The organism is Novosphingobium sp. (assembly GCF_036803765.1).
Lineage (GTDB): Bacteria > Pseudomonadota > Alphaproteobacteria > Sphingomonadales > Sphingomonadaceae > Novosphingobium.
On the sequence record NZ_DAIRTS010000022.1, the window covers coordinates 15,256 to 40,646 of the forward strand.

Consider the following 25,391-nt stretch of genomic DNA (forward strand, 5'->3'; position numbering starts at 1 on the left):
CCGTCAGGCGGGGAGGGGGACCGCCGGCGCAGCCGGTGGTGGAGGGGCCGAAAGACTTAGGCCGCCATCCAGTCGCGGAAGAATGCCTCGTTCGCCTCACGCAGCGTCGCAAGCGACACACCGGCGACCGAATCGCCGCCCGTCGTGCCCAGCTTCACCGCGCCTTCGAGGTCCACCCCGGCCGGCGTCGTCACGACGTAGCGCGACTGGTCCTCGCCAAACGCTTCGGCGGTGGTAAGGGGGGCATCGAGCGTCACGCCGATCTTGCCGGCGAGCGCCATCTCGGCCAGCGCCACGAGCAGGCCGCCATCGGCGACGTCGTGCACTGCAGTCACCTTGCCGTCGGCGATCCATTCGCGCACCTGTTCGCCGTTGCGGCGCTCGAGCGCGAGGTCGACCGAAGGGGCTTCGCCTTCCTCACGGCCGCAAATTTCGCGCAGGAACAGCGACTGGCCGAGATGCGAGCCCTTAGGGCCGAGCAGCCAGACGGTCTCGCCGGCGGCCTTGAACGCCACGGTCGCCATCCTGGTGTGGTCGAGCATCAGGCCGACGCCGCCGATCGCGGGGGTCGGCAGGATCGCCGAGCCGCCGCCGGTGGCCTTGGATTCGTTGTAGAGCGAGACGTTTCCCGAGACGATCGGGTAGTCGAGCGCGCGGCAGGCATCGCCCATGCCTTCGAGGCAACCCACGATCTGGCCCATGATCTCGGGGCGCTGCGGGTTGGCGAAGTTGAGGCAGTTGGTGATCGCCAGCGGCGTCGCACCAACCGCGCAGATGTTGCGATAGGTCTCGGCCACCGCCTGCTTGCCGCCTTCGTAGGGATCGGCGAAGCAATAGCGCGGCGTGCAGTCGGTGCTCATCGCCAGCGCCTTGGTGGTGCCGTGGACGCGCACGACCGCCGCGTCGCCACCCGACTTCTGCAGCGTGTCGGCACCCACCTGGCTGTCGTACTGCTCGAAGATCCAGCGACGGTTGGCCAGATCGGGACAGCCGATCAGCGTGACGAGATCGCCGGCGATGTCGTTGCGCTCGGGCAGGGCGCTCAGCGGCGCCGGCTTGGGCGTCGGCACATGCGGGCGGTCATAGAGTGGGGCGTCGTCGGCAAGCGGGTCGAGCGGGATGTCGCAGACCACTTCGCCGTCGAATTCGAGCACCATGTGCCCGGTATCGGTCACTTCGCCGATCACCGCGAAGTCGAGTTCCCACTTGCGGAAGATCGCCTCGGCCATAGGTTCCTTGCCCGGCTTCAGGACCATGAGCATGCGCTCCTGGCTTTCCGAGAGCATCATCTCGTAAGGAGTCATGCCCTCTTCGCGGCACGGCACCATGTTCATGTTGAGGCGGATGCCCGCGCCGCCCTTGCTGGCCATCTCGACCGACGAGGAGGTGAGGCCGGCCGCGCCCATGTCCTGGATCGCGACGATCGCGTCGGTCGCCATGAGTTCGAGGCACGCCTCGATCAGCAGCTTTTCGGTGAAGGGGTCGCCGACCTGCACGGTCGGGCGCTTTTCCTCGCTCTTCTCGTCGAAGTCGGCGCTCGCCATGGTCGCGCCATGGATGCCGTCGCGTCCGGTCTTGGAGCCGACGTAGACGATCGGATTGCCGAGGCCCGTGGCCGCCGAATAGAAGATCTTGTCGGTGTCGGCCACGCCCACGGTCATCGCGTTGACGAGGATGTTGCCGTCGTAGGCCTTGTGGAAATTGGTTTCGCCGCCGACGGTGGGCACGCCCACGCAGTTGCCGTAGCCCCCGATACCCGCGACCACGCCCTGCACCAGATGCTTCATCTTGGGATGGTCGGGCCGGCCGAAGCGCAGCGCGTTCATGTTGGCGACGGGGCGCGCGCCCATGGTGAACACGTCACGCAGGATGCCGCCGACGCCGGTCGCCGCGCCCTGGTAGGGTTCGATATAGCTGGGGTGGTTGTGGCTCTCCATCTTGAAGATGGCGGCCTGGCCGTCGCCGATGTCGATCACGCCCGCATTCTCGCCGGGGCCGCAGATCACCCACGGTGCCGTGGTGGGCAGCTTCTTGAGGTGGATGCGGCTCGACTTGTACGAGCAGTGCTCCGACCACATGACCGAGAAGATGCCGAGCTCGACCAGATTCGGCTCGCGCCCCAGTGCGTTAAGCACGCGGGCATATTCTTCTTCCGACAGGCCGTGGGCGGCGACGATTTCAGCGGTGATCTGGGACATGGCATGCGCCCATAAACGCGTGCGCGCGTTTGCGCTAGGGGTGGATGGCAGGCCTTTGCCGAGAAGTCCCGCCTTGACCGGTCCGGCGCGCCCGGCCATTGCTGCGCCCGATGGCAACGACACCCGAAATCGCCGCGCTCAGCTTCGAAGACGCGCTCAAGGAACTGGAAGGCGTGGTCCGCCGGCTGGAAAGCGGGGAGGCCCCGCTCGACGAGTCGATCGACCTCTATGCCCGTGGCGAGGCGCTGCGCGCGCACTGCCAGGCCCGGCTCGATGCAGCCCAGGCCCGGATCGAGGCGGTGGTCGCCGATCGTGACGGCCGCGCCACCGGCACACGCGCGTTCGACGGAGCCTGAGCGCCGTGACCGCCGCCGCCGCGACCGGCCTGCTCAAGCCCGCCCTGGCGGCCATCCAGGCGGACATCGACGCCAGCTTCGATGCGCTGCTGCCCGTGCCGGGCGATCCGCGCGATCGCCTGATCGAGGCCATGCGCTATGCCACGATCGGCGGCGGCAAGCGCCTGCGCCCGCTGCTCGTGACGGCGACCGCTGCAATGTACGGCGTCGACCGCGAGGCTGCGGTCCGTGCCGGCACCGCGATCGAGGCGATCCACGTCTATTCGCTGATCCACGACGACCTGCCGTGCATGGACGACGATGCCCTGCGCCACGGCAAGCCGACCGTGCACAAGGCTTTCGACGAGGCGACTGCGGTGCTCGCCGGCGATGCGCTGCACGACTTCGCATTCGAGGTCCTGTCCGACCCGGCGATGAGCGGCGATCCGTTCACCCGCGTCGAGCTGATCCGCTGCCTTGCGGTGAACAGCGGCATGCATGGCATGGCCGGCGGCCAGATGATGGACATCGCCGCCGAGACCGCGACCTTCGACCTGCCCACCGTCACGCGGCTGCAGCAGCTCAAGACCGGCGCATTGCTGGCCGCCGCCGTGGACATGGGCGCCATTCTCGGCCGCCTGCCGCCTGAGGGCCGCACGCACTTACGCGGCTATGCTCGCGACATCGGCCTTGCGTTCCAGATCGCCGACGACCTGCTCGATGCCGAAGGTGACGAGGCGGCGGCCGGCAAGGCGCTGCGCAAGGACGCGGCGCAGGGCAAGGAGACGTTCGTCTCGCTGCTCGGGATCGACCGCGCCCGCGAGCAGGCGCGCATGCTGGTGGAGCAGGCGGTGCAGCACCTGGCGAGCCACGGCAGCGAGGCCGACCTGCTGCGCGAACTGGCCCGCTTCATCGTGGAGAGGAACCACTGATGACGACCCCGCGCATCGGCATCTATCCCGGCACGTTCGATCCGATCACGCTCGGCCACCTCGACATCATTCGGCGCGGGGCCAAGCTGGTCGACGAACTGATTGTCGGCGTGACGACCAATCCGTCGAAGAACCCGATGTTCACCCCCGATGAGCGCATGGCAATGGTCCGGCGCGAAGTGGACGAGCAAGGCATCGACAACGTCCGCGTGGTCGGCTTCAACGCGCTGCTGATGAAGTTTGCCGAGAAGCAGGGCGCTAGCGTGATCGTGCGCGGCCTGCGCGCGGTGGCCGACTTCGAGTACGAATACCAGATGGCCGGCATGAACCAGCAGCTGAACGACCGGATCGAGACGGTCTTCCTGATGGCTGACGTCAGCCTGCAGCCGATCGCGTCCAAGCTGGTCAAGGAAATCGCGCTGTTCGGCGGCGACATCGCCGGGTTCGTGACGCCGGCGGTGCGCGACGACGTGGTGGCGCGGGTCCAGCAGCAGGGCCAGCTCGGCGACTATTGAGCGCTGCACCGCAGATTCGTTCATTGCAGTGTCAGCGCGCCGGGATTATCGGCATCTCTCGCATTCCAACAAGGTGACTGGCTTGATGATCGCCCGTTCGTTTACCAAGGTTCTGATGGGCGTGACCGCCGTGGCCAGCCTGGCGCTCGCCGGGCCGGCCTTTGCGCAGCGGCAGGGCGAGAAGGCCCCCGCACAACCGTTCAAGCTCGACAAGGTGGTGCCCGAGCACCAGATCAACTACGTGATCGACGCCGATCCGGCGCACGATCCCGACAACGTGCTGGTCCTCGACCTGTCGAACGGCGGCCGCGTGCTGATCCGCCTCGTGCCGGAATGGGCGCCGCATCACGTCGAGCGGATCAAGACGCTGACGCGCGAGGGTTTCTACAACGGGGTGATCTTCCACCGCGTGATCGACGGCTTCATGGCCCAGACCGGCGACCCGACCGGCACCGGGCAGGGCGGCTCGAAGCTGCCCGACCTCCAGGCCGAATTCAACGACGCCCCGCACATGCGCGGCACAGTATCGATGGCGCGGACCAACGAACCGAACTCGGCCAACAGCCAGTTCTTCATCGTATTCTACCCGCGCTTCGCACTCGATCACAAGTACACCAACTTCGGCCGCGTCATCAGCGGCATGGACATGGTCGACACGCTCGTGCGCGGCGAGCCGCCGCAGAACCCGACCAAGATCGTCCAGGCCTCGATCCTATCGGACAACAAGCCGCGCCCCGCGCTTGTGGCACCGGCCCCCAGCGGCGCGATCACCGCCGACATGCTGAGCAAGTCGCGCTCGAACTGAGCGGGCGGGGGCGGGCCGGACATGACCGGATGGCGTCCCCAATTCCTGGCAGCTCTGGATAAACTGGCGGCGATTAGCGTGGAGCTCGATCGCCGCGGTCTCTTGCCGCCTGTCCTCGTAGGCGGGGCCGCGGTCGAACTTTACACGCAAGGGGCCATCGCCACTGGCGATTTCGACCTCGTGTCTCCCAGGCAGGCGGAGCTTGAAACGGTCATGCAGGCGCATGGCTTCGTTCGACCGAGCGGTCCCGGAGTTGCGACGCGTGGCTGGATTCATCCCGAGCTTATGCTGGGTTTCGAAGTGGTGGGCGCAAGCCTGCTTGACGGTTTGGCCGACCCGGGCCTCGTTCAGGTGGTCGAGATCGGACCTCATGGTGGTATCGCCGTGATCGCGGTCGAAGACCTGATAGCGGATCGCATGGGGCAATATGCCTCGGGGACGGCCCTCGAGATGCTGGGCCAGGCGCGTGCCTTGTACCTGCTTTCCGAACAACTCGATCTGACTTATATGGAACGCCGTATCCGCGAGGAGACTGCAAATGCCTATGGCGTTCAGGACATTGTCAACGCGCCGTGAGGGCACCACGCTTGCCGCGCTGGGTGAGCGGATAGCGCAGCTGCGCGACGTCGCTCCTACGGTCGACGTACCGCGCAATTCCGGCAGGCGGCGCACCCCCTCCAAACGTGCACTGCTCGATGCGATCAACGATGCAGGAGGCGAGTGGTAGGGCGTCGATTCCCGCACCCCCTTGCCCTGATCCCGCCGCGTCGCTAGCGCGCGCACCATGCGCGTTGACCTCTTCGACTTCGACCTTCCGCCTGAGAATATCGCCCTGCGCCCGGCGCGTCCGCGTGATGCGGCGCGGATGCTGCGGGTGGGCCGCGAGGGGCTGAGCGACCATATCGTTCGCGACCTGCCGTCGCTGCTGCGCGCCGGCGACGTGCTGGTGTTCAACGATACCCGTGTCATTCCGGCGCAGCTCGAAGGGCAGCGCGGCGAGGCGCGTATCGGGGCGACGCTGCACAAGCGGCTCGATCTGCGCCGCTGGCTAGCCTTCGTGCGCAACGGCAAGCGGCTGCGTGAGAGCGACACGATCGACTTCGGTGCGGGGGTGTCGGGCACGGCCGAGGCACGCCATGCCGACGGGAGCTGGACGCTGTTCTTTCCGGGCGAGGAGCCGGTCGAGGTGCTGCTCGAGCGGGCAGGGCGCATGCCGCTGCCGCCTTACATCGCGGGCAAGCGCGAAACCGACGCGCAGGACCGCAGCGATTACCAGACCATGTTCGCGCAGAAGGACGGCGCCGTGGCCGCGCCCACCGCTGCGCTGCATTTCACGCCGGAGCTGCTTGCCGCCCTCGAGGCTGCCGGGATCGGCCATGAAACGCTGACCCTGCATGTCGGCGCCGGCACGTTCCTGCCGGTCAAGGCCGACGATACGGCGGATCACCAGATGCACGCCGAATGGGGCCGGATCGAGCCCGAGACCGCCGCCCGGCTCAACGCTGCGCGCGCGGCGGGCAATCGCGTGATCGCGGTCGGCACCACCTCGCTGCGCCTGCTCGAAAGCGCGGCGGACGAGGCCTGCACGATCCACCCGTTCGAGGGCGATACCTCGATCTTCATCACGCCGGGGTATCGTTTCAAGGCGATCGACGGCCTCATGACCAACTTCCACCTGCCCAAATCCACGCTTTTCATGCTGGTCAGCGCGCTGATGGGCCTCGAGACGATGCAGGCGGCTTACGCCCACGCCATCGCGGACGGCTACCGGTTCTACAGCTACGGGGATTCGTCGCTACTGCTGCCCTGATTGGCGTGCGCGGTCAGCTCGTAAACCATTGCCATACCAGCCGCCCCGTCAGCGCGAGACTGACCACGATGAGCAGCGGCCGGATCAGCTTGGCGCCATGGCGCGTGGCGAAGTGGCTGCCTGCCCAAGCGCCGGTCATCGCACCCAGCGCCATGCACAGGCCCAGCAGCCAGAGCACTTGTCCGCCGATCGCGAAGATCAGGACGCTGGCAAGGTTGCTGGTCAGGTTGAGCAGCTTGGTCAGCCCGGTGGCGCGGGTCAGGCCCAGGCCGCGCAGCGCGACAAGGGTGGTGGTATAGAACTGCCCGGCGCCCGGGCCGAAGAAGCCGTCGTAGAAGCCTACGCCGCCGGCAACGCCCAGGAAGCCTCGCGCGCCGACGCGGTGATGGCGGTCGGTATCGTCCATCCGCGGCGAAAGGATCGTATAGAGTGCGACGCCGATCAGCAGCACCGGCACGATCAGCGACAGGACGCGAGCATCGAAGTGCTGGATGACCAGCGCGCCGGCCAGGGCGCCGGCGAAGGTCGCCGCAACGAGCGCGCCGTTGCCGGCAAAGGTGAACAAGCCGGCACGGTAATAGCGCCAAGTGGCCATCGACGTGCCGCAGGCGGACTGCACCTTGTTGGTGCCGAGCGCCAGGTGCGGCGGCAGGCCCAGCGTGATGAGCGCGGGCATCATCACCAGACCGCCGCCGCCGGCGATGGCGTCGATGAAGCCGGTCAGCACCGCCACGGCGGTCAGCGCGGGGTACATCCAGCCGGCGGGCGTGAAATGAGCTGCTTCGGCAGCGGCTTGGGCGAGGAACGCGAGGGCCATTTGCACCCCTTGGCGTTTGCGCCTAAGGCCCGCAACTCTTCTTTGGTCCCGGACACGCTGCACTTTTCACGATGACCCGCTTCTCGTTCCAGATTCACGCCACCAGTGGCAAGGCGCGCACCGGCGCGATCCAGATGCAGCGCGGCGAGATCCGCACGCCCGCGTTCATGCCCGTGGGCACCGCCGCCACGGTCAAGGCAATGAAGGTCGAGGACGTGCGCCGCACCGGTGCCGACATCATCCTTGGCAATACCTATCACCTCATGTTGCGCCCCGGTGCCGAGCGCATGGCGCGGCTGGGCGGGTTGCACAACTTCATGGGCTGGGATCGCCCGATCCTGACCGACAGTGGCGGTTACCAGGTGATGAGCCTGTCGGACCTGCGCAAGATCACCGAGGAGGGCGTGACCTTCGCCAGCCACCTCGACGGCTCGCGCCACATGCTCAGCCCCGAACGCTCGATGGAGATCCAGCGCCTGCTCGGCTCGGACATCGTCATGGCCTTCGACGAGTGCCCGCGCGCCGATCAGCCCCGCGACGTCATCGCACGGTCGATGGAAATGTCGATGCGCTGGGCCAAGCGCAGCCGCGACGGTTTCAATGCCGGCGGCGAACACGCCGAGCGCGCCGCCCTGTTCGGCATCCAGCAGGGTGCGCTCGACGAGGGCCTGCGCAAGTCCAGCGCCGATGCGCTGCGCGACATTGGCTTCGATGGATATGCCATCGGCGGGCTGGCAGTGGGCGAGGGGCAGGAGGCGATGTTCGCCACGCTCGACTTCGCGCCCGACCAGCTGCCGGCAGACCGCCCGCGCTATCTCATGGGCGTGGGCAAGCCCGACGATCTCGTTGGCGCGGTGGAGCGCGGGGTCGACATGTTCGACTGCGTGCTGCCGACACGTTCGGGCCGCAACGGGCAAGGGTTCACTTGGGACGGCCCGATCAACTTGCGCAATGCGCGCCACGCCGAGGACATGGGGCCGCTCGACGCGCGTTGCACCTGCCCGGTCTGCGCCAAGTACAGCCGCGCCTACCTGCATCACCTGCACAAGAGCGGCGAGATGCTGGGCGCGATGCTGCTGACTGAGCACAACCTGTCATTCTACCAGCAGCTCATGGCCGGCATGCGCGCCGCGATCGCGCAAGATCGCTTCGCAGCCTTCGCCGCAGATTTCCGCCGGGATTATCTGAAGCGATAGCCGTTATCCCTCAGATCATACCGGCCGGATAGTCCGAAATGGCGGTATCCCGCAACTTGATGTTGCGAGATTGCATCCATTCGTTACTCCCATGAAATCCAAAGGTTTCGGGTGGGGGTTCATGATGAAGCAGCGTGTGCGTCAGGGTCTTGTTCTGGCTCTGGCAGGGGCGGGGTCGATGGCGATGTCGGCTGCAGCGTGGGCGGCGGATGCGCCGGCCGCTGCGGCACCCAAGGATGCCGAGGCGATCGCTAGAGCCTTTGGCGCCCGGGTCGCGGTGTCGTCGATGAGCATGTCGCCCGATGGCAACAAGGTTGCCTTCATCGTGCCCGAGGGCAGCGGCCAGAAGGTCATGGTCGCCGATCTCGTCGCCGGGGGTACGCCGGTCGCGATCATTGCCAGCAACCGCACCGGCGAGACGCTGCGCAGCTGCAACTGGCCGACCAACACCCGCCTGTTCTGCCGCGTCTCGGTCTATGCCGCCAACGCGGGCACGCCGATCATGTACATGCGCATGGTGGCCGTGGATGCCGACGGCAAGCACGCGCAGGTGGTCTCGCAGATGACGACCGGGCGCGAGCTGGGCTTCGACGTGGGCGGCGACCGCGTGCTCGACTGGAACGGGACGAAGCCGGGCCAGGTGCTGATGACGCGCATGTTCGTGCCGCAGAACACGATCGGCACCCGCCTGGCCAACGACGACAAGGGCCTCGCGGTCGAGGCGGTGGATGTCGATACCATGCAGCGCCGCGTGGTCGAGCGGGCGCGCATGGGCGTGGCCGGCTACGTCTCCGACGGTATCGGCCATGTGCGGTTGATGGCGCAGTCGGTCGAGAACGCTACCGATTACGATACCGGCAAGGCGATCTGGTACTACCGGCGCGCCGGTGCAACCGACTGGCAGAAGCTGGGCAAAGTGGATGCGAGCGACGGCATCGGTCTCAAGGGCTTCGCACCCGAAGCCGTCGATCCGACGCTCGACGTCGTCTACGGCTTCGACACCGCCCCCAACGGGCGCAAGGCCGTCTACCGCGTCAAGCTCGACGGCTCGATGCAGCGCGAACTCGTGATCGGCCGCGATGACGTCGATGTCGACGACTTGCTGACGATCGGCCGTAACGAGCGCGTCGTCGGGGTGAGCTATGCTACCGATGTTCGCCGCGTCGCCTTCTTCGATCCGCAGCTCGAAAAGCTGGCCGTGGCGCTGCACGGCGCCTTGCCGGGCGCGCCGCAGATCGACTTCGTCGACTCCTCCTCGGACGAGAAACGCCTGCTCCTGCTGGCGGGGGGCGATACCGATCCGGGCATGTACTACGTCTTCGACAAGAGCACGCACAAGCTCGAGCAGGTGCTGGCGCAGCGCCCCGAACTGGCCGGTATCACGCTCTCGCCGATGAAGTCGGTCAGCTATCCGGCAGCGGATGGCACCATGATCCCGGCCTACCTGACGCTCCCGGCCGGGAGCAGCGGCAAGGGCCTGCCCGCGATCGTAATGCCGCATGGCGGGCCGAGCTCGCGCGACGAATGGGGCTTCGACTGGCTGGTGCAGTACTTCGCGACGCGCGGTTATGCGGTGTTGCAGCCCAACTACCGCGGCTCGTCAGGCTTCGGTTCCAACTGGCTCAACGGCAATGCCTTCCACAACTGGTCGACCGCGATCGGCGATGTCGACGATGCGGGGCGCTGGCTGGTCAAGCAGGGCATCGCGGCGCCGGGCAAGCTGGCGATCGTGGGATGGTCCTATGGCGGCTATGCCGCGCTGCAGTCGGGCGTGGTCGACCCGGGCCTCTACAAGGCGATCGTGGCCATCGCGCCGGTGACGGACCTTGGTCGCCTGCGCGACGATGCGATGAAGTACACGAATGGCGGGATCGTCGACAAGCAGATCGGCCATGGCGAGGAAATCATCCGCCAGGGTTCACCGGCTCAGAATTCGGCGAAGATCGTCGCCCCCGTCATGCTGTTCCACGGTGATGCCGATCTCAACGTGCCGGTCGACCAGTCACGCCTGATGGCGGACCGGCTCAAGGCGTCCGGCCATCTGGCTGGATACACCGAATATCCCGGCCTCGATCATCAGCTGGAAAACGGAGTCGCGCGCGCGCAGATGCTGTTCAAGAGCGACCAGTTCATCCGGACGACGCTCGGTCTCTGACCGGGCTAGAGTTCGATGATAAAAAGTGGGAACCGGTTTTTGTCAAAAATCGCACGATCACAAATATCTAGAACGTGATGGCGTTTCATAGAAACGTCATCACATTCTAGCGCTCAGGCAGCAATCTGCGTCGGTTGCTCGGCCACCGTCTGGGTCTCCAGGCGAGTGCCGGGGTATTGCGCGAATTCGCCGGTACGCGTGTCGAGGAAACCGGCGCCGATCGCATTGGCCTGCGCCTTGGCGGTCTCGAGATCGGGATACCATTTGCCGCAGCGGTGCGGGGTGACGAAGCGATACATCAACATGCCCCGTCAATGCCCTGACCGGCATCCCTGTTCCCGTTTCAGTCACGTGCAGCAGTGTTTTTGCGGCAGACGGAATGGCTGCGGCAAAGCGCTGAAAAGAAACTCGAAGTTCTACCAGTCCGCGGCCAGCGGCGGCAGCGTTTCAGCCAGGTATTCGATCCACGCGCGGGTGCGTGCGGCAGGGCGCCGCGAGGGGTGGGTGATGGCGTAGATCGCGCCTAGCGGCGACGGCGCATGGTCCAGCGCCACCTCGACCAGGCGCCCTTCCTGCAGGGCTCGGGCGGCGATGAAACGAGGGCCGTAGACCAGGCCGAGCCCGGCGGCGGCGGCCTCGACCAGGACGTCGCCGTTGTCGGCGTGAAGCGTTCCGTTGATCGGCTGGCGCACGCTGCCATCCTTGCCAAAACGCCATATGCGCGGGCTCGACGAGGACAGCGTGAAATCGAGGCAGTCGTGTTCGGCAAGGTCGGCGACGCACCGCGGCGTGCCATGACGCGCCAGGTAATCGGGCGCGGCGCACAGGATGAAGTGGACGTCCGCCAGCTTGCGCGCGACGAGACTGCTGTCGACCAGCCGCCCGATGCGGATCGCGCAATCCCAGCCCTCGGCAATCAGGTCGACCTGCCGGTCGCTGAGCCCGAGTTCCATGGTGATGCCGGGGTGGCGGCGATTGAACGCCGCGACCAGCGGGCCGAGGTGCAGCACGGCAAACGACGCCGGCACGCTGACCCGCAGGCGTCCGCCGACCACCGCCCCTTGCGCGGTCGCTTCGGCCTCCGCTTCGTGGAAATCGGCGATTAGGCGCTCGGCACGCTCGAAATAGGCGGCACCTGCACCGGTGAACGACAGGCGCCGTGTCGTGCGGTTGACCAGGGCGGTCCCAAGCCGCGCCTCCAGCGCGTTGAGATGCTTGGCCGCCATGGCCGGCGACATCTGCAGCTTGCGTGCCGCTGCGGAAAGACCGCCCAGCCGCATCGCCGTGACGAAGACTTCGACACCGGTCAGGCGGTCGGCCATGATTGCGCACTCCGGGTTGAAAGAGATTGTCGTACTGCGCCTATTATCATCTGCCGGGATAAAGGCCATCATGGGGTCTGCACAATCCCACCATGAGGATCCCACTGTGATGAACCGCAAGACCCTTGCCGCCCTGGCACTCGCCATGTCTCTTCCCGCGCTCGGCGTTCCCGCGCTGGTTTCGGCGCAGGCCACGCTCGCACCGTCCGCCGTCGCCGCCGGCACTTATGCCGTTGAAAGCAACCACACGCTGGCCGAATTCACCGTGAGCCACTTCGGCTTCACCGACTTCTTCGGCGTGATCCCCGGCGCCACGGGCACGCTGACCCTCGACCCCAAGAACGTCGCGGCGACCAAGCTCGACGTATCGCTGCCGGTGGCCGCGATCTCGACCACCAATACGACGCTGGACGGCGAGCTGAAGAGCGCCGACTGGTTCGACGCGGCCAAGTATCCGACGATCCGCTTCGTCGCCACTAAGGTCGTCCAGACCGGCGAGCGTACCGCCAAGATCGAGGGCAGCGTGACGATGCACGGCGTGACCCGCCCGCTGACGCTTGACGCCACGTTCTATGGCGCTGGTATCAACCCCATCACCAAGGGCAACACCGTGGGCTTCAGCGCCACCGGCACGCTCAAGCGTTCGGAATTCGGCGTGTCGAAGTACGTGCCGCTGGTGGGCGATACCGTTCAGCTCAAGATCGCCGCGGCCTTCGAAAAGAAGGCCTGATGCCGGCGCGCGGGCGGCCGCAAACGGTCCGCCCGCGCATCGAAGCGTTTGCGACGCAAAAAGAAAGAGCGGGAAAGCGCCATGCTTTCCCGCTCGTTCTTGTGTCTGGTGATGGCGGGGCCGCGAAGGCCCCGGCCGATCCCGATCAGCGCGAATAGAATTCGACGACCAGGTTCGGTTCCATCTTCACCGGATAGGGCACTTCGTCGAGCGTGGGGACGCGAACGAAGGTGATCTTGTCGGCGCCTTCCGGAGCGACGTAGTCGGGGATCTCACGCTCGGCGAGAGCCTGCGCTTCGGCGATCAGCGCCATTTCCTTGGCCTTGGGGCCGAGGGTGATGACGTCGCCGGGGCGCACGCGGCGGCTGGCGATGTTGCACTTCACGCCGTTGACGCGGATGTGGCCGTGCGAGACGATCTGGCGAGCCGAGAACACGGTCGGCGCGAACTTCGAGCGGTACACGACCATGTCGAGGCGCTGCTCGAGGAGGCCGATCAGGTTCTGACCGGTGTCGCCCTTCATGGTCGACGCTTCCTGGTAGGTGCGCTTGAACTGCTTCTCGGTCACGTCGCCGTAGTAGCCCTTGAGCTTCTGCTTGGCGCGCAGCTGGATGCCGAAGTCCGACACCTTGCTCTTGCGGCGCTGACCGTGCTGGCCCGGACCGTACGAACGACGGTTCACCGAGCTCTTCGGGCGGCCCCACAGGTTTTCACCAAGGCGGCGGTCAATCTTGTACTTGGACGAATGGCGCTTCGACACGCGATCGTTCCTTTCAACTTGCTGTGTGTCTGAGGAGAGCGGATGTGCCCTCCCGGCGGTTGTCCGGGCCGCACCAACCGGCCTGTTGCCGGTTGCGGCCACCACTTCACCGGACGTGTGGGGCCAATTGCGAAGGCGCGCCTAGAACAGGCTACGCCGCTAGAGTCAAGGGCGAAGCGTCATTCGGCGTCGGGTTTCGGACCCGGCGTGCGCCGCAAGGTCGAGAGCACGCCGCGCAGCGTGCGGATCTCGAGGTGGTTCCACGCCGGCTTGGTCAGCATGGTGCGCAAGGTGCGACGCGTCGCAGCGGCGCGGCTGGGCGGCTCGAAATAGCCGCGCGGCTCGAGCAGGTCTGTCAGCTGCGCGAACATGCCCTCGAACTCCTCCTGCGGGGCAGGGGGCAGCAGGTCCTCGACGGTGGGCTGCACCAGCGTGCCCGCGGCGGTCTGGTGCTTGGACCATTCGTAGGCGCACAGGATCACCGCCTGCGCGAGGTTGAGCGAGCCGAATTCGGGATTAATCGGCACGGTCAGGATCGTGCGGGCCAGCGCCACGTCGTCGGTTTCCAGCCCGGAGCGCTCAGGGCCGAACACCAGCGCGCTGCGGCCGTCCTCGGCAACGATGCCGCGCGCCGCCTCTTCCGGGGTCATCACCGGCTTGGTCACGCCGCGCTTGCGCACCGTGGTTGCATAGACGTGCGCGCAATCGGCAACCGCGTCGGCTAGTGTCTCGAAGATCTGCGCGCGCTCGAGCACGATGTCGGCGCCCGATGCGGCCGGGCCGGCGGAGGGGTTGGGCCAGCCGTCGCGCGGCGAGACCAGGCGCATCTCAGTGAGCCCGAAATTGAGCATCGCGCGCGCGGCCTTGCCGATGTTCTCGCCCAGTTGGGGGCGCACCAGCACGATCACGGGCTGGCGGCTGTCGTGGGGAAGGGTACTCACTTGGCCACCTCGCGCACCGAGGAGGCGAACTCCTCGAAGTCCCGCGCTTCGGAGAAGTCGCGATAGACGCTGGCGAAGCGGATATAAGCGACGCTGTCGAGCTGGCGCAGCCCGTCCATCACCATTTCACCGATCATCTTGGACGATACCTCGCCGTCGCCCATGGTCTCGATCTGGCGCTGGATGCCGGTCACGAGCTGGTCGAGGCGTTCCTGGTCGACCGGACGCTTGCGGCAGGCCAGCGAGACCGATTGCTCGATCTTGGTGCGATCGAACGGCTCGCGGCGCGCGACGGTGCCGTCGCCGAGGTTCTTGACGACGAACACCTCGCGCAGTTGCACGCGCTCGAAAGTGGTGAAGCGGGCGCCGCAGCTTTCGCATTGGCGCCGCCGGCGGATCGAGGTGTTGTCCTCGGTCGGCCGGCTGTCCTTCACCTGGCTGTTGTCATGGGCACAAAACGGGCAACGCAAACGATCAGAGCTCCGGGTAGATCGGGAACTGGGCGCAAAGCTCGGCCACGCGATCGCGCACGCGCTGTTCGACCTGGCCATCGCCTTCGTCGCCATTGCGGGCCATGCCGTCGACCACTTCGGCGATGAGCTGGCCGATCTGGCGGAATTCTTCCTCGCGGAAGCCGCGGGTGGTGCCCGCCGGGGTGCCGAGGCGGATGCCCGAGGTGACGAAGGGCGAGCGCTTGTCGAAGGGCACGCCGTTCTTGTTGCAGGTCAGCCAGGCGCGATCGAGGCCCTTTTCGGCGGCCTTGCCGGTCACGTCCTTGGCCGAGAGATCGACCAGCATGAGGTGGTTGTCAGTGCCGCCCGAGACGACCGCGAGACCGGCGTCGACCACCGAGGCGGCCAGCGCACGGGCATTGGCGACGATCTGGTGGGCATAGGCCTTGAACTCGGGACGCAGCGCGTCACCGAAGGCCACGGCCTTGGCGGCGATCACGTGGACCAGCGGGCCGCCCTGCATGCCGGGGAACACCGCGGTGTTGAACTTCTTGGCCAGGTCCTCGTCGTTGGTGAGGATGATGCCCGAACGCGGGCCGCGCAGGCTCTTGTGCGTGGTCGAGGTCACGACATGGGCATGCGGGAAGGGCGAGGGGTGCGCGCCACCGGCCACGAGGCCCGAGAAGTGCGACATGTCAACCATCAGCCAGGCGCCGACTTCGTCGGCGATCTCGCGGAAACGCTGGAAGTCCCACACGCGCGAATAGGCGGTGCCGCCGGCGATGATGAGCTTGGGCTTGTTCTCGCGCGCGATGCGGGCGACCTCGTCCATGTCGATCAGGTGATCGTCGGCACTTACGCCGTAGGGGATCGGCTTGAACCACTTGCCGCTCATGTTGACCGGCGAACCGTGCGTCAGGTGACCGCCCGAGTTGAGGTCGAGACCCATGAAGCTGTCGCCCGGCTGGAGCAGCGCCAGGAACACCGCCTGGTTCATCTGGCTGCCCGAGTTGGGCTGGACGTTGGCGAAGTTGCAGCCGAACAGCGCCTTGGCGCGCTCGATCGCCAGGTTCTCGACGACGTCGGCATATTCGCAGCCGCCGTAGTAGCGCTTGCCCGGATAGCCTTCGGCATACTTGTTGGTGAAGACCGAGCCGGTCGCCTCGAGGACGGCGAGGCTGGTGATGTTTTCAGACGCGATCAGCTCGATCTTGGTCTGCTGGCGCTTCAGCTCGCCCTGGATCGCGGCGAAGACCTCGGGGTCGGCGGAGGCGAGATGCTCGGTGAAGAAGCCGGCCGAGCGGACTTCCGACGGTGCGGTGGCAACGGTGGACATCGGGAAGGCTCCTTCGATTACAGGACGGGGTTGGAAAGCTTGGTGACGCGGCGAACGTGGCGGTCGCCGGCAAACGGGGTGTCCAGGAACGCCTCGACGCAGGCCTTGGCCATGTCGGTGCCGGTCAGGCGCGCGCCCATGGCGATGACGTTGGCATCGTTGTGCTCGCGGCAGAGCCTGGCCGACAGCGGCTCGCCCACCAGGGCGCAGCGCACCGCCGGGTTGCGGTTGACCGCGATCGAGATGCCGATGCCCGATCCGCACAGCGCGATGCCGCGCTCGGCCTCGCCGGCGGCGACGACGCTCGCCAGCTTGTAGCCGTAGTCGGGATAATCGACGCTCGTGGCATCATGCGGGCCGAGGTCGGCAACCTCGTGGCCCAGCTCGCCCAGCCACTGGACGAGGTCGGCCTTGAGGCCGAGGGCGGCGTGATCGGAAGCTATGGCAATGCGCATGGGCAGGGCAATTCGGCCGTATCTGGTGGGAATCTGCCGCCCCCCTAAACCCATTGCCGCTGCTATGCCAGATTAATTGGGCTTATGCTGTGGAGCCTGCCCCGATGGGCGGGGCGGGGGGTGGGTTGCCGAGGCGGTGACGGGCCAGCACCCCTCCACCACCGGCTGCGCCGGCGGTCCCCCTCCCCACGCTGTGGGGAGGATCTTGACTGGTCCTCCCCACAGCGTGGGGAGGTGGCAGCCCGCAGGGCTGACTGAGGGGCGATGTCACGCACCGCCCCTCTATCATCACAGCCTCAGCGGAACGAGCCGCTCAGCGACACGCCGATCACGCGCGGGTCGTTGTAGATGCCGGCGCGGTAGTTAGAGGTGTCGATCACGCCGATCAGGTTCTTGCGGTTGGTCACGTTGCGCGCGAACACCGCCAGTTCCATGCGGCCCCAGGCAACACCGGCCTTGGCGCCGAGTTCGTAGTTGCCGTTCGAGGTGTATTCGACCGTCTTGTAGGGCACGTACATGGTGTAGCCCTGCAGGTTGAAGTCGGCGCCGACGAAGGCGCGGACCGCATCGCTCAGCGGCAGGTCGTAGCGGCCCTGCATGTTCAGGTTGAACTTGGGCGCGTTGGGCAGTGGGTTGCCGTTGATCTGGGCGAAGTAGTTGTTGCCCACGCGCACGGTCGGGTTGAGCACCGTTTCCGAGAGCACGCCGCCGGCCGCACCGGCCTGGGCGTAGACGCTGTTGTCCTTGATCTGGGTGTGCAGCACGCTCACGCCGATGTCGAAGCGCAGGTTCTTCGCCGGGCGCAGGCCCAGTTCCGCCTCGGCGCCATAGCCCACCGCCTTGTCGGCGTTGAACAGCACGCCGTTGCCGTTGCTGTCGTTGCCGTTCAGCTGGATGTCGGTGACGGTGTAGTAGAATCCGGTGAGGTTGAACGTCAGGCTGTCATCGAGCCACGCGCTCTTGAGGCCGGCTTCCCACGAGGTGTTCTTTTCCGAGTTGGCGGTCGAGAACGGCGAGTTGAACACCGCCGAACGGCCCTGGATGGTCGGGCCGCGGAAGCCGCGGGCGACACGGGCGTAGAACGACAGGTCCTGGTCCGCACGGTACAGCAGGCTGACGTCGAAGCTCGGCTGCGTGCTCGACAGGCGCACCTGGCGGGCGGCCGTGGTCGGGAACGTCACGACGCCGGTCACCGTGTCGGCGGTCTTGAGCAGCGTGGTGTTCTTGGTGTCGTTCGACAGGCGCGCACCGGCGGTGAGGCGCAGCTTCTCGGTCAGGTCGTAGCTGGCTTGGCCGAACACTGCCCAGCTGGTGTTGACGTTATGCAGCAGGACCCAGTTGTTCGGGTTCGGCGTGGTGCCCAGCGAGTTGTTGGTCAGGAAGTAGGCGCGCTGGTCGAACTCGGTGTAGTCACGCGAGTCGAAGTAGATGCCGCCGACCTGCCACTTGAAGCGCTCGGTGTCGGCGCTGGCGAGGCGCAGTTCCTGGCTCCACTGGTTGAGGCCACGCAGCACGCCGCGCGATTCGCCGCAGCCGGCGGCGCAGATGTTGGGGGCGGTGCCGCCGAAGTTGGCTGCCGCGCCGCCGTCGGTGTCGCCACGGCTCGAGCCGTGCGAGTATTCATAGGCGGTGATCGAGGTCAGCGTGGCGCTGCCCAGTTCCTGCACGGCCTTCAGCGAGACGCCCTTCGTTTTGTAGGCCTGCGGGTTGTTCTGCGCTTCGTCGTACGAGACCTTGGTCAGATCCAGGTTCGTGGGGACGGTGTGCGTGCCCTTCTGGATCGAGCCGCGGTAGAAGATCGAGGCCGTGCCGTCGTAGTCGCGGTAGTGGCCCGAGAGGCGCAGCGACAGGGTCTCGGTCGGCTGGGCCATGATCTGCAGGCGCACGTCGCGCTCGTTGAAGCCGCCCATGACATTCTTGCCACCCACGGTGCCGTCATCGCTGGGGCCGGTGTAGGTGTTGCTGATCCAGTTGTCGCGGTGCTGGTAGAGGCCCGAGAGGCGGAAGCTGACGCGGCCGTCCGAGGTCAGCGGGCCGCCGATGCCGGCATCGATGTTGATGCTGTTGCGGCTGCCGATGCTGCCGGTGGCCTGGCCCTGCCAGGTGGCGGTGGGCTGCGCGGTGTCGAACTTGACGATGCCGGCAGTGGTGTTGCGGCCGAACAGCGAGCCCTGCGGGCCACGCAGCACTTCGACCTGGGCGATGTCGAACGCGGGGTTCGACTTGAGCACGACGTGCTCCATCACCACGTCGTCCTGGATCACCGACACCGGCTGCGAGGCGCCGAGGTAGAAGTCGATGTTGCCGAGGCCGCGGATGTAGAAGCGCGGGAAGATGCGGCCGGTGGTCGATTCGACGTTGAGGCTGGGCACGCGACCGGCGAGCGAAAGCAGGGTGTCCGAACCGCCCGACTGCAGGTCGTGCAGCAGTTCCGGCTTCATCACGGCGACCGAGACGGGCACGGCGCGGATGTCTTCGGAACGGCGCTCGGCCGTCACGACGATGGTGTCGCCCGCGTCGGTGGCGGCTTCGGCGGCCGGAGCCGTCTGCGCGAAGGCTGCCGGCGCGACGGCGACAAAGGCGACGCCCGCCAGCATGGCGGACGCGAGAACGGATTTACGCATGAAATTGATTCCCGTGGAGAGTTGGAAGCGGTCTGGTGCCGCCGTGTTTGATCCCGGCCGCGCTATTAGCGATATGTGTCAGGCGTGTGTCCAAGTTATGCCGGTCGTGGTCGGTTTCATCGGAAACTGATGCCGCGATGCAACACAGCGGTGCGCGATTGCAGCAATCGCGTGCCCGAACCCCGTGCTTCCTTCGCCCGGCAAGTGGCCCTAGGGTGAGCGCGACCGTTCACCAAGGAGACCGTAGTCCATGGCATCGACCCCGGCGCCCAAACCCAAAGGCTGGCGCCTGTTCCGGCTGGCCCTGCAGACGCGCAAGTCGGCGACGATGCTGGGCTTCGGCTTTTCCTCGGGCCTGCCGTTCGCGCTGCTGATCGGCACGCTCAACGCCTGGCTGGGCGAGGTGAAGATCGATCTGGCGACCATCGGCGTGCTGTCGTGGATCGGATTGTCCTATTCGTTCAAGTTCCTGTGGTCGCCGCTGGTCGATCGGCTGGCCCTGCCGGGGCTGGAGCGGCTGGGGCGCCGCAAGAGCTGGATCGCGCTGTGCCAGGTCACCCTGATCCTCGCGTTCGTCGGGCTGGCCGCCACCGATCCGGTGCGCGCGATCGGCACCTTTGCGCTCTTTGCCTTCGCCGGTGCGCTCGCGTCCGCCACGCAGGACGTGGCGATCGATGCCTGGCGGATCGACGTCGCGGACGAGGCCGTGCCGGTCGAACTGCTCTCGTCGATCTACCAGTTCGGGTTCCGCATCGCCTCGATCGTGGGCGGCGCGGTGGCGCTGGTGCTCGCCGGGCGGATGAGCTGGCCGCTGGTCTACCTGCTGATGGCCGGCCTCGTCGTCCTGCTGGTCGGCGTCACGCTACGCGCGCCCGATACGCCCCGGCCCGAACAGGGGACGCTGCATGCCGCCCTCGGCCAGCCAGGCGAACTGGCGCCGGCAGCACGCAGCGCGGCGCTGGCCGTGGTCGGCGTCAGCTGGGCATGGGCGATCTTCACCATCCTGGCCTTCATGGCGCGCATGCTCGCACCGCTCGCGCCCGGCGAGAAGCATCCTTCCGTCGCGTCCTTCACGCGCGAGACCGGGCCGTGGATCGTGCTGGCGACCGTGGCTGTCCCGTTGCTGGTCTCCGCCGTGGTCAACCTGCTCAAGGCGCGCGGGCAAGCGGTGCTGCGCGAGCCCGACACGGCCCACGGCGCGCTGCGGACCGCGGCCAATCATCTCTACATCGCGCTGGTCGCGCCGCTGGCCGAACTGGTCGGTCGGCTCGGGTGGGGGGTGCTGATCGTGATCGGCATGATCCTCAGCTACACGCTGTGCTACAACATCTGGAGCAGCTTCGCTTTCCCGTTCTACCTCGAGTTCCTGCATTACTCGAAGGACGAAGTGGCCTTTGCCTCCAAGCTGTTCGGCATCATCATGACGATCGCGGGGATCAGCCTCGGCGGCTTCCTGTTCGTCCGCCTGGGGCGCATGCCGACGATCCTGATCGGGGCGGTGCTGCCGATCCTGGGCAATTTCGTCTACGCCGACTTGGCCGAGGGCGCGCCGATGATTGACGCGTTCGGCCATGCGGTAGGCCTGCATGCGCTGTTCGGACTGTTCGGGTTCGACGATCGCATGGTGCGCCTCCTGCTCGCCATCAGTTTCGAGAACGTCTCGACCGGCATCGCCGGGGCCGCGTTCGTGGCCTATATGTCGGGGATCGTCAGCCGCAGCTTTACTGCGGTGCAGTATGCGCTGCTGTCCTCGCTGACCTTCCTGATCGGCTCGCTCGGTCGCGGCATCGCGGGCGAGGCCTTCGATCTCTACGGCTATGCCACTGTATTTCGCTGGACGGCGGCGGCAGGCCTGGTCGCGGTGGTCTTCGTGGCGCTCGAGTGGATCCGCGTGCGGGCGAGCGCGAGGCCAGCGGAGCGTTCGGCGGCCTGAGGTTCGCGCCAGGGCCCGGGGCGGCACCGTCGCGCTGCCCCGTGCCCCTCGCATTTCAGTCGGTCAGGCCCACTTGGCCTTGAGGTCGTAGAGCGCGATCGCCGCCTTGGCCGCTTCGCCGCCCTTGTCCTTCTGCGCCGGGTCGGCACGCACGATGGCCTGCGCCTCGTTCTCGACGGTGAGGATGCCGTTGCCGATCGGCAGGCTGTCCATCGTCAGCGCCATGATCCCGCGCGCGCTTTCACCCGCGACGATCTCGAAGTGATAGGTCTCGCCGCGGATCACGACGCCGATGGCGACATAGCCGTCGTACATGTCGCTCTGGTCGGCGAGCGCGATGGCGGCCGGGATCTCCAGCGCGCCGGGGACGGTGATGACCTCGGAGGTATGACCCGCCGCCTTGATCGCGGCGCGGGCGCCGGCAATCAGCATGTCGTTGAGGTGATCGTAGAAGCGGGCTTCGATGATAAGGAACTTGGCCAAGGGTGTTACTCCACGGGGATCGGGCGTTCGCCGACGATATTGAGGCCATAGCCCTCGATACCGACGAGCGTGCGATGCGAATTGGTCAGCAGCACCATGTCGTGCACGCCGAGATCGGCAAGGATCTGCGCACCGATGCCATAGACGCGCAGGTCCATCTCGTCGCGCATGTCGCCGCCACGCGCCGGGTCGCTGTCGGGCGTCGGGAACATCAGCACGATGAGGCCGGCACCGGCGCGGCCGATCTCGTCCATCGCGCGCTGCAGCGTGCGCTTGCGCGGCCCGGCGCGGCCGAGCAGGTCGTCGAGCGCGGAGAACGAATGGACGCGGGCGAGGGTGGGGGTCCCGGGCACGATGCGGCCCTTCTGCAGCACGGTGCTCTCGGTACCGTCGACCTTGTTGCGATACGTCAGCACGCGCCAGTCGCCGCCATAGTCCGACGTGAACGGCACGTCGGCGACCTTCTCGACCAAGTGGTCGTTGCGGCGGCGATATTCGATGAGGTCGCGGATCGTGCCGATCTTGAGACCATGACGGCGCGCGAAGGGCAGGAGGTCGTCCATGCGCGCCATCGTGCCGTCGTCCTTCATGATCTCGCAGATCACGCCCGAAGGATTGAGGCCGGCAAGCCGCGAGATGTCGACCGCGGCCTCGGTATGGCCGGCGCGGACTAGCACGCCGCCGTCGCGGGCGATCAGCGGGAAGACGTGGCCCGGGGTGACGATGTCTTCGCGCGTCTTGAGCGGGTCGATCGCGACGGTGACGGTGCGGGCGCGGTCATGCGCCGAAATGCCGGTAGTGACGCCCTCGCGCGCCTCGATCGAGATGGTGAACGCGGTTTCGTGGCGCGTGCCGTTGTTGCGGCTCATCAGTTCGAGGCCGAGTTCCTCGGCGCGGGTGCGGGTGAGCGTCAGGCAGATCAGGCCGCGGCCATGGGTCGCCATGAAGTTAATCGCATCGGGGGTCGCCATCTGGCTGGGGATGACGAGATCGCCCTCGTTTTCGCGGTCCTCGTCGTCGACCAGGATAAACATGCGGCCGTTGCGCGCTTCCTCGATGATCTCCTCGATCGGCGAGACGTCGGGACCGTCATCGTCCTCTTCCAGCGCAGCGGCGAGCTTGGCCAGGGTATCCGCAGTGGGATTCCAGCCGGGCGAGGTGCAATCGCGCAAGGTGTTGGCGTGGAGCCCGGCGGCGCGGGCGAGGCCGGCACGCGACATGCCCCCCTCGGTCACCAGCTTGCGGATGCGGTCGATGAGTTCCTGTGACATGCTCGCAATATGCACATTGAAATGTGCGGCGCAAGTCTCAATCACATTTAAATGTGATTCAGGTCAGGCGCTCGGTGCAACCAAGACCGCGACTGACGGCTCCCGGCTGTTGACCACCTGGAGAACGTGATCACCTGGCTGGAGGGTGAAGGTGACGATCTTGCGGATGCCGGTGCAGGCCGGCCCATGTCCGTGGCCGGTCGCGGCCACGGCGGTTCCACCTGCCACGAGGTCGATCCACGCGGGACTGCTCAGCGCGACGCGATAGGAACCCGCCTCGGTAATCTTGAGCCGTACCATCCCGCTGAAACCTGCCGCATCTGCCGCCGGGGCGCGTGCGCCGGTGGGCGCGGCAAGCCGGACCTTTGCCGCCGGCTGCAGGGTGAGCACTTCTGCGGCACCAGGCGCGATCGTCGCCATGGCCAGCCCGGCCGGATCGGCTGCGCTGGCAAGCCGCGTGGCGTTTCTCCATCCGGCAAGGTCCGCGGGCGGCGCGGCGGGCGTGGCGCCACAGGTCGGCGCGGCCGCCGGTGAGTGCATGTCCTGCGCCATGACCCGGCCGACGAACGGTGCGCCAAGGACGGCGACGACCGAGGCGGCGAGACGCCATACGGTAAAAGCGGAGGGGCGCATCGTGTTCTTTCCAGACCGGTTTCGTGCGGCGCACGACCCGCCGCGATACTACCACTCTCGGGGCCCCTGTGAAGCGTCCGAGAGCAAAAGCCTTGCGGAAAGTCCGTGCGATTGGCCCGGAAAGAAATCCTCGGCCTTCAAACGGTTCCGTATCGTTCGGAGCGCGGCCGCGCGCTGCAGGTTGTGTCGCGCCGGTTGCATCACCAGCTATGGGCGACGTCGAGGACCGGCCCGAATCGCGGCCGCAGAAAGGTGCTTCATGGAATTCGATTTTGCCACGCTGTCGGCCGCCGATCGCTACAAGCTCATCGCCTCTTCGGTGACCCCGCGCCCGATCGCATGGCTGACCACCCAGTCCGCCGCCGGCGTCCCCAATGCGGCACCCTACAGCTTCTTCAACGCGATCTCCGGCGATCCGACGCTGGTGGTGATCGGCATCATGCGGCGCGCGGACGGCACGCACAAGGACAGCGCGGCGAACATCCTCGAAACCGGCGAATTCGTGGTCAATCTCGTGGCCGAACACGATGCCGAGGCGATGAACTTCACCTGCATCGACGCACCGCCGGAATTCGATGAAGGCCTTCACGCAGGGCTCGAACTGGTCCCGTCGAGCGCCGTCGCACCGCAGCGCATCGCCACTGCTCCGGTGTCGCTCGAGTGCAAGCTCTACCAGTCGATCGAGGCCGGACGCACCACGATCATCTTGGGCGAAGTGATCCGCTTTCACATCGGCGATGCCTTCGTCGACCCCGACCGCCTGCACGTCGATGCCGCCGCCATGGGTCTGATCGCCCGCATGCACGGTCGCGGCGTCTATGCGCGCACCACCGACCTGTTCGAGATGAACCGTCCCGATTTCGCCGCATGGGCGGCGCAGCAGGAACAGGAGCCGGGCAACAGCTGACCCGATGTGCAACCTCTACAAGCTGAGGACGACCCGCGGCGAAGTCGCCGCGCTGTTCGCCGCCACCGACCACTGGCAGGCCGAGCCGGCGCGCGACTATGTCGCCCCGGGCAAGGAGGGGCCGGTCGTCGTCGCGCGCGACGGGGTGCGCACCTTGGGCCTGATGACCTGGGGTATTCCGCATGCCGGCAAGGCGGTGACCAACGTGCGCAACCTGCAATCGCCATTCTGGCGGCCGCTGCTAGACCGACCGACGCATCGCTGCCTCGTCCCGGTGACCGAATTCGAGGAATGGAGCGCGACGCCCGATCCTGCCACGGGCCGCAAGCGGGCGCACTGGTTCGCTATACCCTCGCGCCCGATCTTCGCCTTCGCCGGGGTGTGGCGCAAGATCGAGGGGGCGCCGCACTTCGCCATCCTGACGACCGAGCCCAACAGCCTCGTCGGCGCCGTACACCCCAAGGCGATGCCGGTGCTGCTCGACGAAGCCGATTACACGCGCTGGTTGGAAGCGCCCTGGGCAGCTGCCCAAGGACTGGTCAGCGCCTATCCGTCACAGCTGATGATAATGGATTAGGAGAGGGTGGTGGACGCACTAGGGCTCGAACCTAGGACCCGCTGATTAAGAGTCAGCTGCTCTACCAACTGAGCTATGCGTCCACATCTGCAGCATGTGCAGGACCTGCATCGTGATGCAGGGAACGGTGTTGGTGCACCGAAATGGGAGTGGTGGACGCACTAGGGCTCGAACCTAGGACCCGCTGATTAAGAGTCAGCTGCT

At 66.7% G+C, this 25,391-nt stretch carries 25 protein-coding genes and 2 tRNA genes (1 of these 27 running past the window's edge); 12 read left to right on the top strand and 15 right to left on the bottom strand.

Going from position 1 to position 25,391, the window contains the following annotated elements:
• Window positions 1-56 precede the first annotated feature (56 nt).
• The gene (purL, locus tag V7Q48_RS14020) at window positions 57-2,198 is read right to left on the bottom strand and encodes a phosphoribosylformylglycinamidine synthase subunit PurL (RefSeq protein WP_333838887.1); all 2,142 of its coding nucleotides are present in this window, start codon (window positions 2,196-2,198) and stop codon (window positions 57-59) included.
• A gap of 110 nt (window positions 2,199-2,308) precedes the next feature.
• Between purL and V7Q48_RS14025 the strand changes: the two genes are divergently transcribed.
• The 6 genes from V7Q48_RS14025 to queA all read left to right on the top strand — a co-directional run bounded on the left by V7Q48_RS14025 (window position 2,309) and on the right by queA (window position 6,595).
• A complete protein-coding gene (locus V7Q48_RS14025) occupies window positions 2,309-2,554 on the top strand; it encodes an exodeoxyribonuclease VII small subunit (protein WP_333838888.1) in 246 nt (81 codons plus the stop codon).
• Between the two features lie 5 nt (window positions 2,555-2,559).
• Complete coding sequence (locus tag V7Q48_RS14030) at window positions 2,560-3,465, top strand: polyprenyl synthetase family protein (protein WP_333838889.1); 906 nt, start codon at window positions 2,560-2,562, stop codon at window positions 3,463-3,465.
• Entirely contained in the window at window positions 3,465-3,980 is a 516-nt protein-coding gene (gene coaD, locus V7Q48_RS14035; RefSeq protein WP_333838890.1) for a pantetheine-phosphate adenylyltransferase, read from the top strand. Before V7Q48_RS14030 ends, coaD begins: the two co-directional genes overlap by 1 nt.
• 85 nt (window positions 3,981-4,065) lie before the next feature.
• Window positions 4,066-4,785, top strand: coding sequence for a peptidylprolyl isomerase (locus tag V7Q48_RS14040; RefSeq protein WP_333838891.1), 720 nt, complete (start codon window positions 4,066-4,068; stop codon window positions 4,783-4,785).
• Window positions 4,786-4,806: 21 nt separating this feature from the next.
• Window positions 4,807-5,361: a hypothetical protein gene (locus V7Q48_RS14045; RefSeq protein WP_333838892.1), complete on the top strand. Its 555-nt coding sequence runs from the start codon at window positions 4,807-4,809 to the stop codon at window positions 5,359-5,361.
• A gap of 208 nt (window positions 5,362-5,569) precedes the next feature.
• On the top strand, window positions 5,570-6,595 hold the full coding sequence (gene queA / locus V7Q48_RS14050; RefSeq protein WP_333838893.1) for a tRNA preQ1(34) S-adenosylmethionine ribosyltransferase-isomerase QueA: 1,026 nt from the start codon (window positions 5,570-5,572) through the stop codon (window positions 6,593-6,595).
• 13 nt (window positions 6,596-6,608) lie between these two features.
• Here queA and V7Q48_RS14055 read toward each other — a convergent pair whose 3' ends face one another.
• Window positions 6,609-7,412, bottom strand: coding sequence for a TSUP family transporter (locus V7Q48_RS14055; RefSeq protein ID WP_333838894.1), 804 nt, complete (start codon window positions 7,410-7,412; stop codon window positions 6,609-6,611).
• A gap of 71 nt (window positions 7,413-7,483) precedes the next feature.
• On the opposite strand from V7Q48_RS14055, the gene tgt reads away from it, so the two are divergent.
• Together tgt and V7Q48_RS14065 are read left to right on the top strand one after the other, a co-directional pair.
• On the top strand, window positions 7,484-8,608 hold the full coding sequence (gene tgt / locus V7Q48_RS14060; protein WP_333838895.1) for a tRNA guanosine(34) transglycosylase Tgt: 1,125 nt from the start codon (window positions 7,484-7,486) through the stop codon (window positions 8,606-8,608).
• Window positions 8,609-8,699: 91 nt separating this feature from the next.
• Entirely contained in the window at window positions 8,700-10,763 is a 2,064-nt protein-coding gene (locus V7Q48_RS14065; protein ID WP_333838896.1) for an alpha/beta hydrolase family protein, read from the top strand.
• Window positions 10,764-10,876: 113 nt separating this feature from the next.
• Here the strand turns inward: V7Q48_RS14065 and V7Q48_RS14070 are convergent, their stop codons facing one another.
• Both V7Q48_RS14070 and V7Q48_RS14075 read right to left on the bottom strand, forming a co-directional pair.
• Window positions 10,877-11,068 (bottom strand): hypothetical protein, encoded by a 192-nt coding sequence (locus V7Q48_RS14070; RefSeq protein ID WP_333838897.1) that lies wholly within the window; start codon window positions 11,066-11,068, stop codon window positions 10,877-10,879.
• Between the two features lie 111 nt (window positions 11,069-11,179).
• Window positions 11,180-12,085, bottom strand: coding sequence for a LysR family transcriptional regulator (locus tag V7Q48_RS14075; RefSeq protein WP_333838898.1), 906 nt, complete (start codon window positions 12,083-12,085; stop codon window positions 11,180-11,182).
• Between the two features lie 109 nt (window positions 12,086-12,194).
• On the opposite strand from V7Q48_RS14075, the gene V7Q48_RS14080 reads away from it, so the two are divergent.
• A complete protein-coding gene (locus V7Q48_RS14080) occupies window positions 12,195-12,815 on the top strand; it encodes a YceI family protein (protein WP_333838899.1) in 621 nt (206 codons plus the stop codon).
• Window positions 12,816-12,960: 145 nt separating this feature from the next.
• Here the strand turns inward: V7Q48_RS14080 and rpsD are convergent, their stop codons facing one another.
• The 6 genes from rpsD to V7Q48_RS14110 all read right to left on the bottom strand — a co-directional run bounded on the left by rpsD (window position 12,961) and on the right by V7Q48_RS14110 (window position 19,383).
• Window positions 12,961-13,575: a 30S ribosomal protein S4 gene (gene rpsD / locus V7Q48_RS14085; RefSeq protein WP_333838900.1), complete on the bottom strand. Its 615-nt coding sequence runs from the start codon at window positions 13,573-13,575 to the stop codon at window positions 12,961-12,963.
• A gap of 179 nt (window positions 13,576-13,754) precedes the next feature.
• Complete coding sequence (locus tag V7Q48_RS14090; RefSeq protein WP_333838901.1) at window positions 13,755-14,516, bottom strand: RNA methyltransferase; 762 nt, start codon at window positions 14,514-14,516, stop codon at window positions 13,755-13,757.
• Window positions 14,513-14,986, bottom strand: coding sequence for a transcriptional regulator NrdR (nrdR, locus tag V7Q48_RS14095; protein ID WP_333838902.1), 474 nt, complete (start codon window positions 14,984-14,986; stop codon window positions 14,513-14,515). The genes V7Q48_RS14090 and nrdR overlap by 4 nt, the downstream gene beginning before the upstream one ends.
• 4 nt (window positions 14,987-14,990) lie before the next feature.
• Window positions 14,991-16,304 (bottom strand): serine hydroxymethyltransferase, encoded by a 1,314-nt coding sequence (gene glyA / locus V7Q48_RS14100; RefSeq protein ID WP_333838903.1) that lies wholly within the window; start codon window positions 16,302-16,304, stop codon window positions 14,991-14,993.
• A gap of 17 nt (window positions 16,305-16,321) precedes the next feature.
• Window positions 16,322-16,759 carry a ribose 5-phosphate isomerase B gene (gene rpiB / locus V7Q48_RS14105; RefSeq protein WP_333838904.1) on the bottom strand — a complete coding sequence of 146 codons (438 nt, stop codon included), beginning with the start codon at window positions 16,757-16,759 and terminating at the stop codon, window positions 16,322-16,324.
• Between the two features lie 296 nt (window positions 16,760-17,055).
• Entirely contained in the window at window positions 17,056-19,383 is a 2,328-nt protein-coding gene (locus V7Q48_RS14110; protein ID WP_333838905.1) for a TonB-dependent receptor, read from the bottom strand.
• 250 nt (window positions 19,384-19,633) lie between these two features.
• Here V7Q48_RS14110 and V7Q48_RS14115 point away from each other — a divergent pair, with 250 nt between their 5' ends.
• Entirely contained in the window at window positions 19,634-21,316 is a 1,683-nt protein-coding gene (locus V7Q48_RS14115; protein ID WP_333838906.1) for an AmpG family muropeptide MFS transporter, read from the top strand.
• 63 nt (window positions 21,317-21,379) lie between these two features.
• Here V7Q48_RS14115 and ribH read toward each other — a convergent pair whose 3' ends face one another.
• The 3 genes from ribH to V7Q48_RS14130 form a co-directional block, all read right to left on the bottom strand.
• A complete protein-coding gene (ribH, locus tag V7Q48_RS14120; protein WP_333838907.1) occupies window positions 21,380-21,799 on the bottom strand; it encodes a 6,7-dimethyl-8-ribityllumazine synthase in 420 nt (139 codons plus the stop codon).
• A gap of 5 nt (window positions 21,800-21,804) precedes the next feature.
• Entirely contained in the window at window positions 21,805-23,070 is a 1,266-nt protein-coding gene (gene ribB / locus V7Q48_RS14125; protein WP_333838908.1) for a 3,4-dihydroxy-2-butanone-4-phosphate synthase, read from the bottom strand.
• Window positions 23,071-23,133: 63 nt separating this feature from the next.
• Window positions 23,134-23,703 carry a homogentisate 1,2-dioxygenase gene (locus V7Q48_RS14130; protein WP_333838909.1) on the bottom strand — a complete coding sequence of 190 codons (570 nt, stop codon included), beginning with the start codon at window positions 23,701-23,703 and terminating at the stop codon, window positions 23,134-23,136.
• 259 nt (window positions 23,704-23,962) lie between these two features.
• Between V7Q48_RS14130 and V7Q48_RS14135 the strand changes: the two genes are divergently transcribed.
• Window positions 23,963-24,610 (top strand): flavin reductase family protein, encoded by a 648-nt coding sequence (locus V7Q48_RS14135; protein WP_333838910.1) that lies wholly within the window; start codon window positions 23,963-23,965, stop codon window positions 24,608-24,610.
• A gap of 4 nt (window positions 24,611-24,614) precedes the next feature.
• On the top strand, window positions 24,615-25,187 hold the full coding sequence (locus tag V7Q48_RS14140; RefSeq protein ID WP_333838911.1) for an SOS response-associated peptidase: 573 nt from the start codon (window positions 24,615-24,617) through the stop codon (window positions 25,185-25,187).
• Between the two features lie 7 nt (window positions 25,188-25,194).
• Here V7Q48_RS14140 and V7Q48_RS14145 read toward each other — a convergent pair.
• Together V7Q48_RS14145 and V7Q48_RS14150 are read right to left on the bottom strand one after the other, a co-directional pair.
• Window positions 25,195-25,270, bottom strand: a tRNA-Lys gene (locus V7Q48_RS14145).
• Between the two features lie 67 nt (window positions 25,271-25,337).
• Window positions 25,338-25,391: transfer RNA gene (locus V7Q48_RS14150), tRNA-Lys, on the bottom strand (it continues 122 nt past the right edge of the window).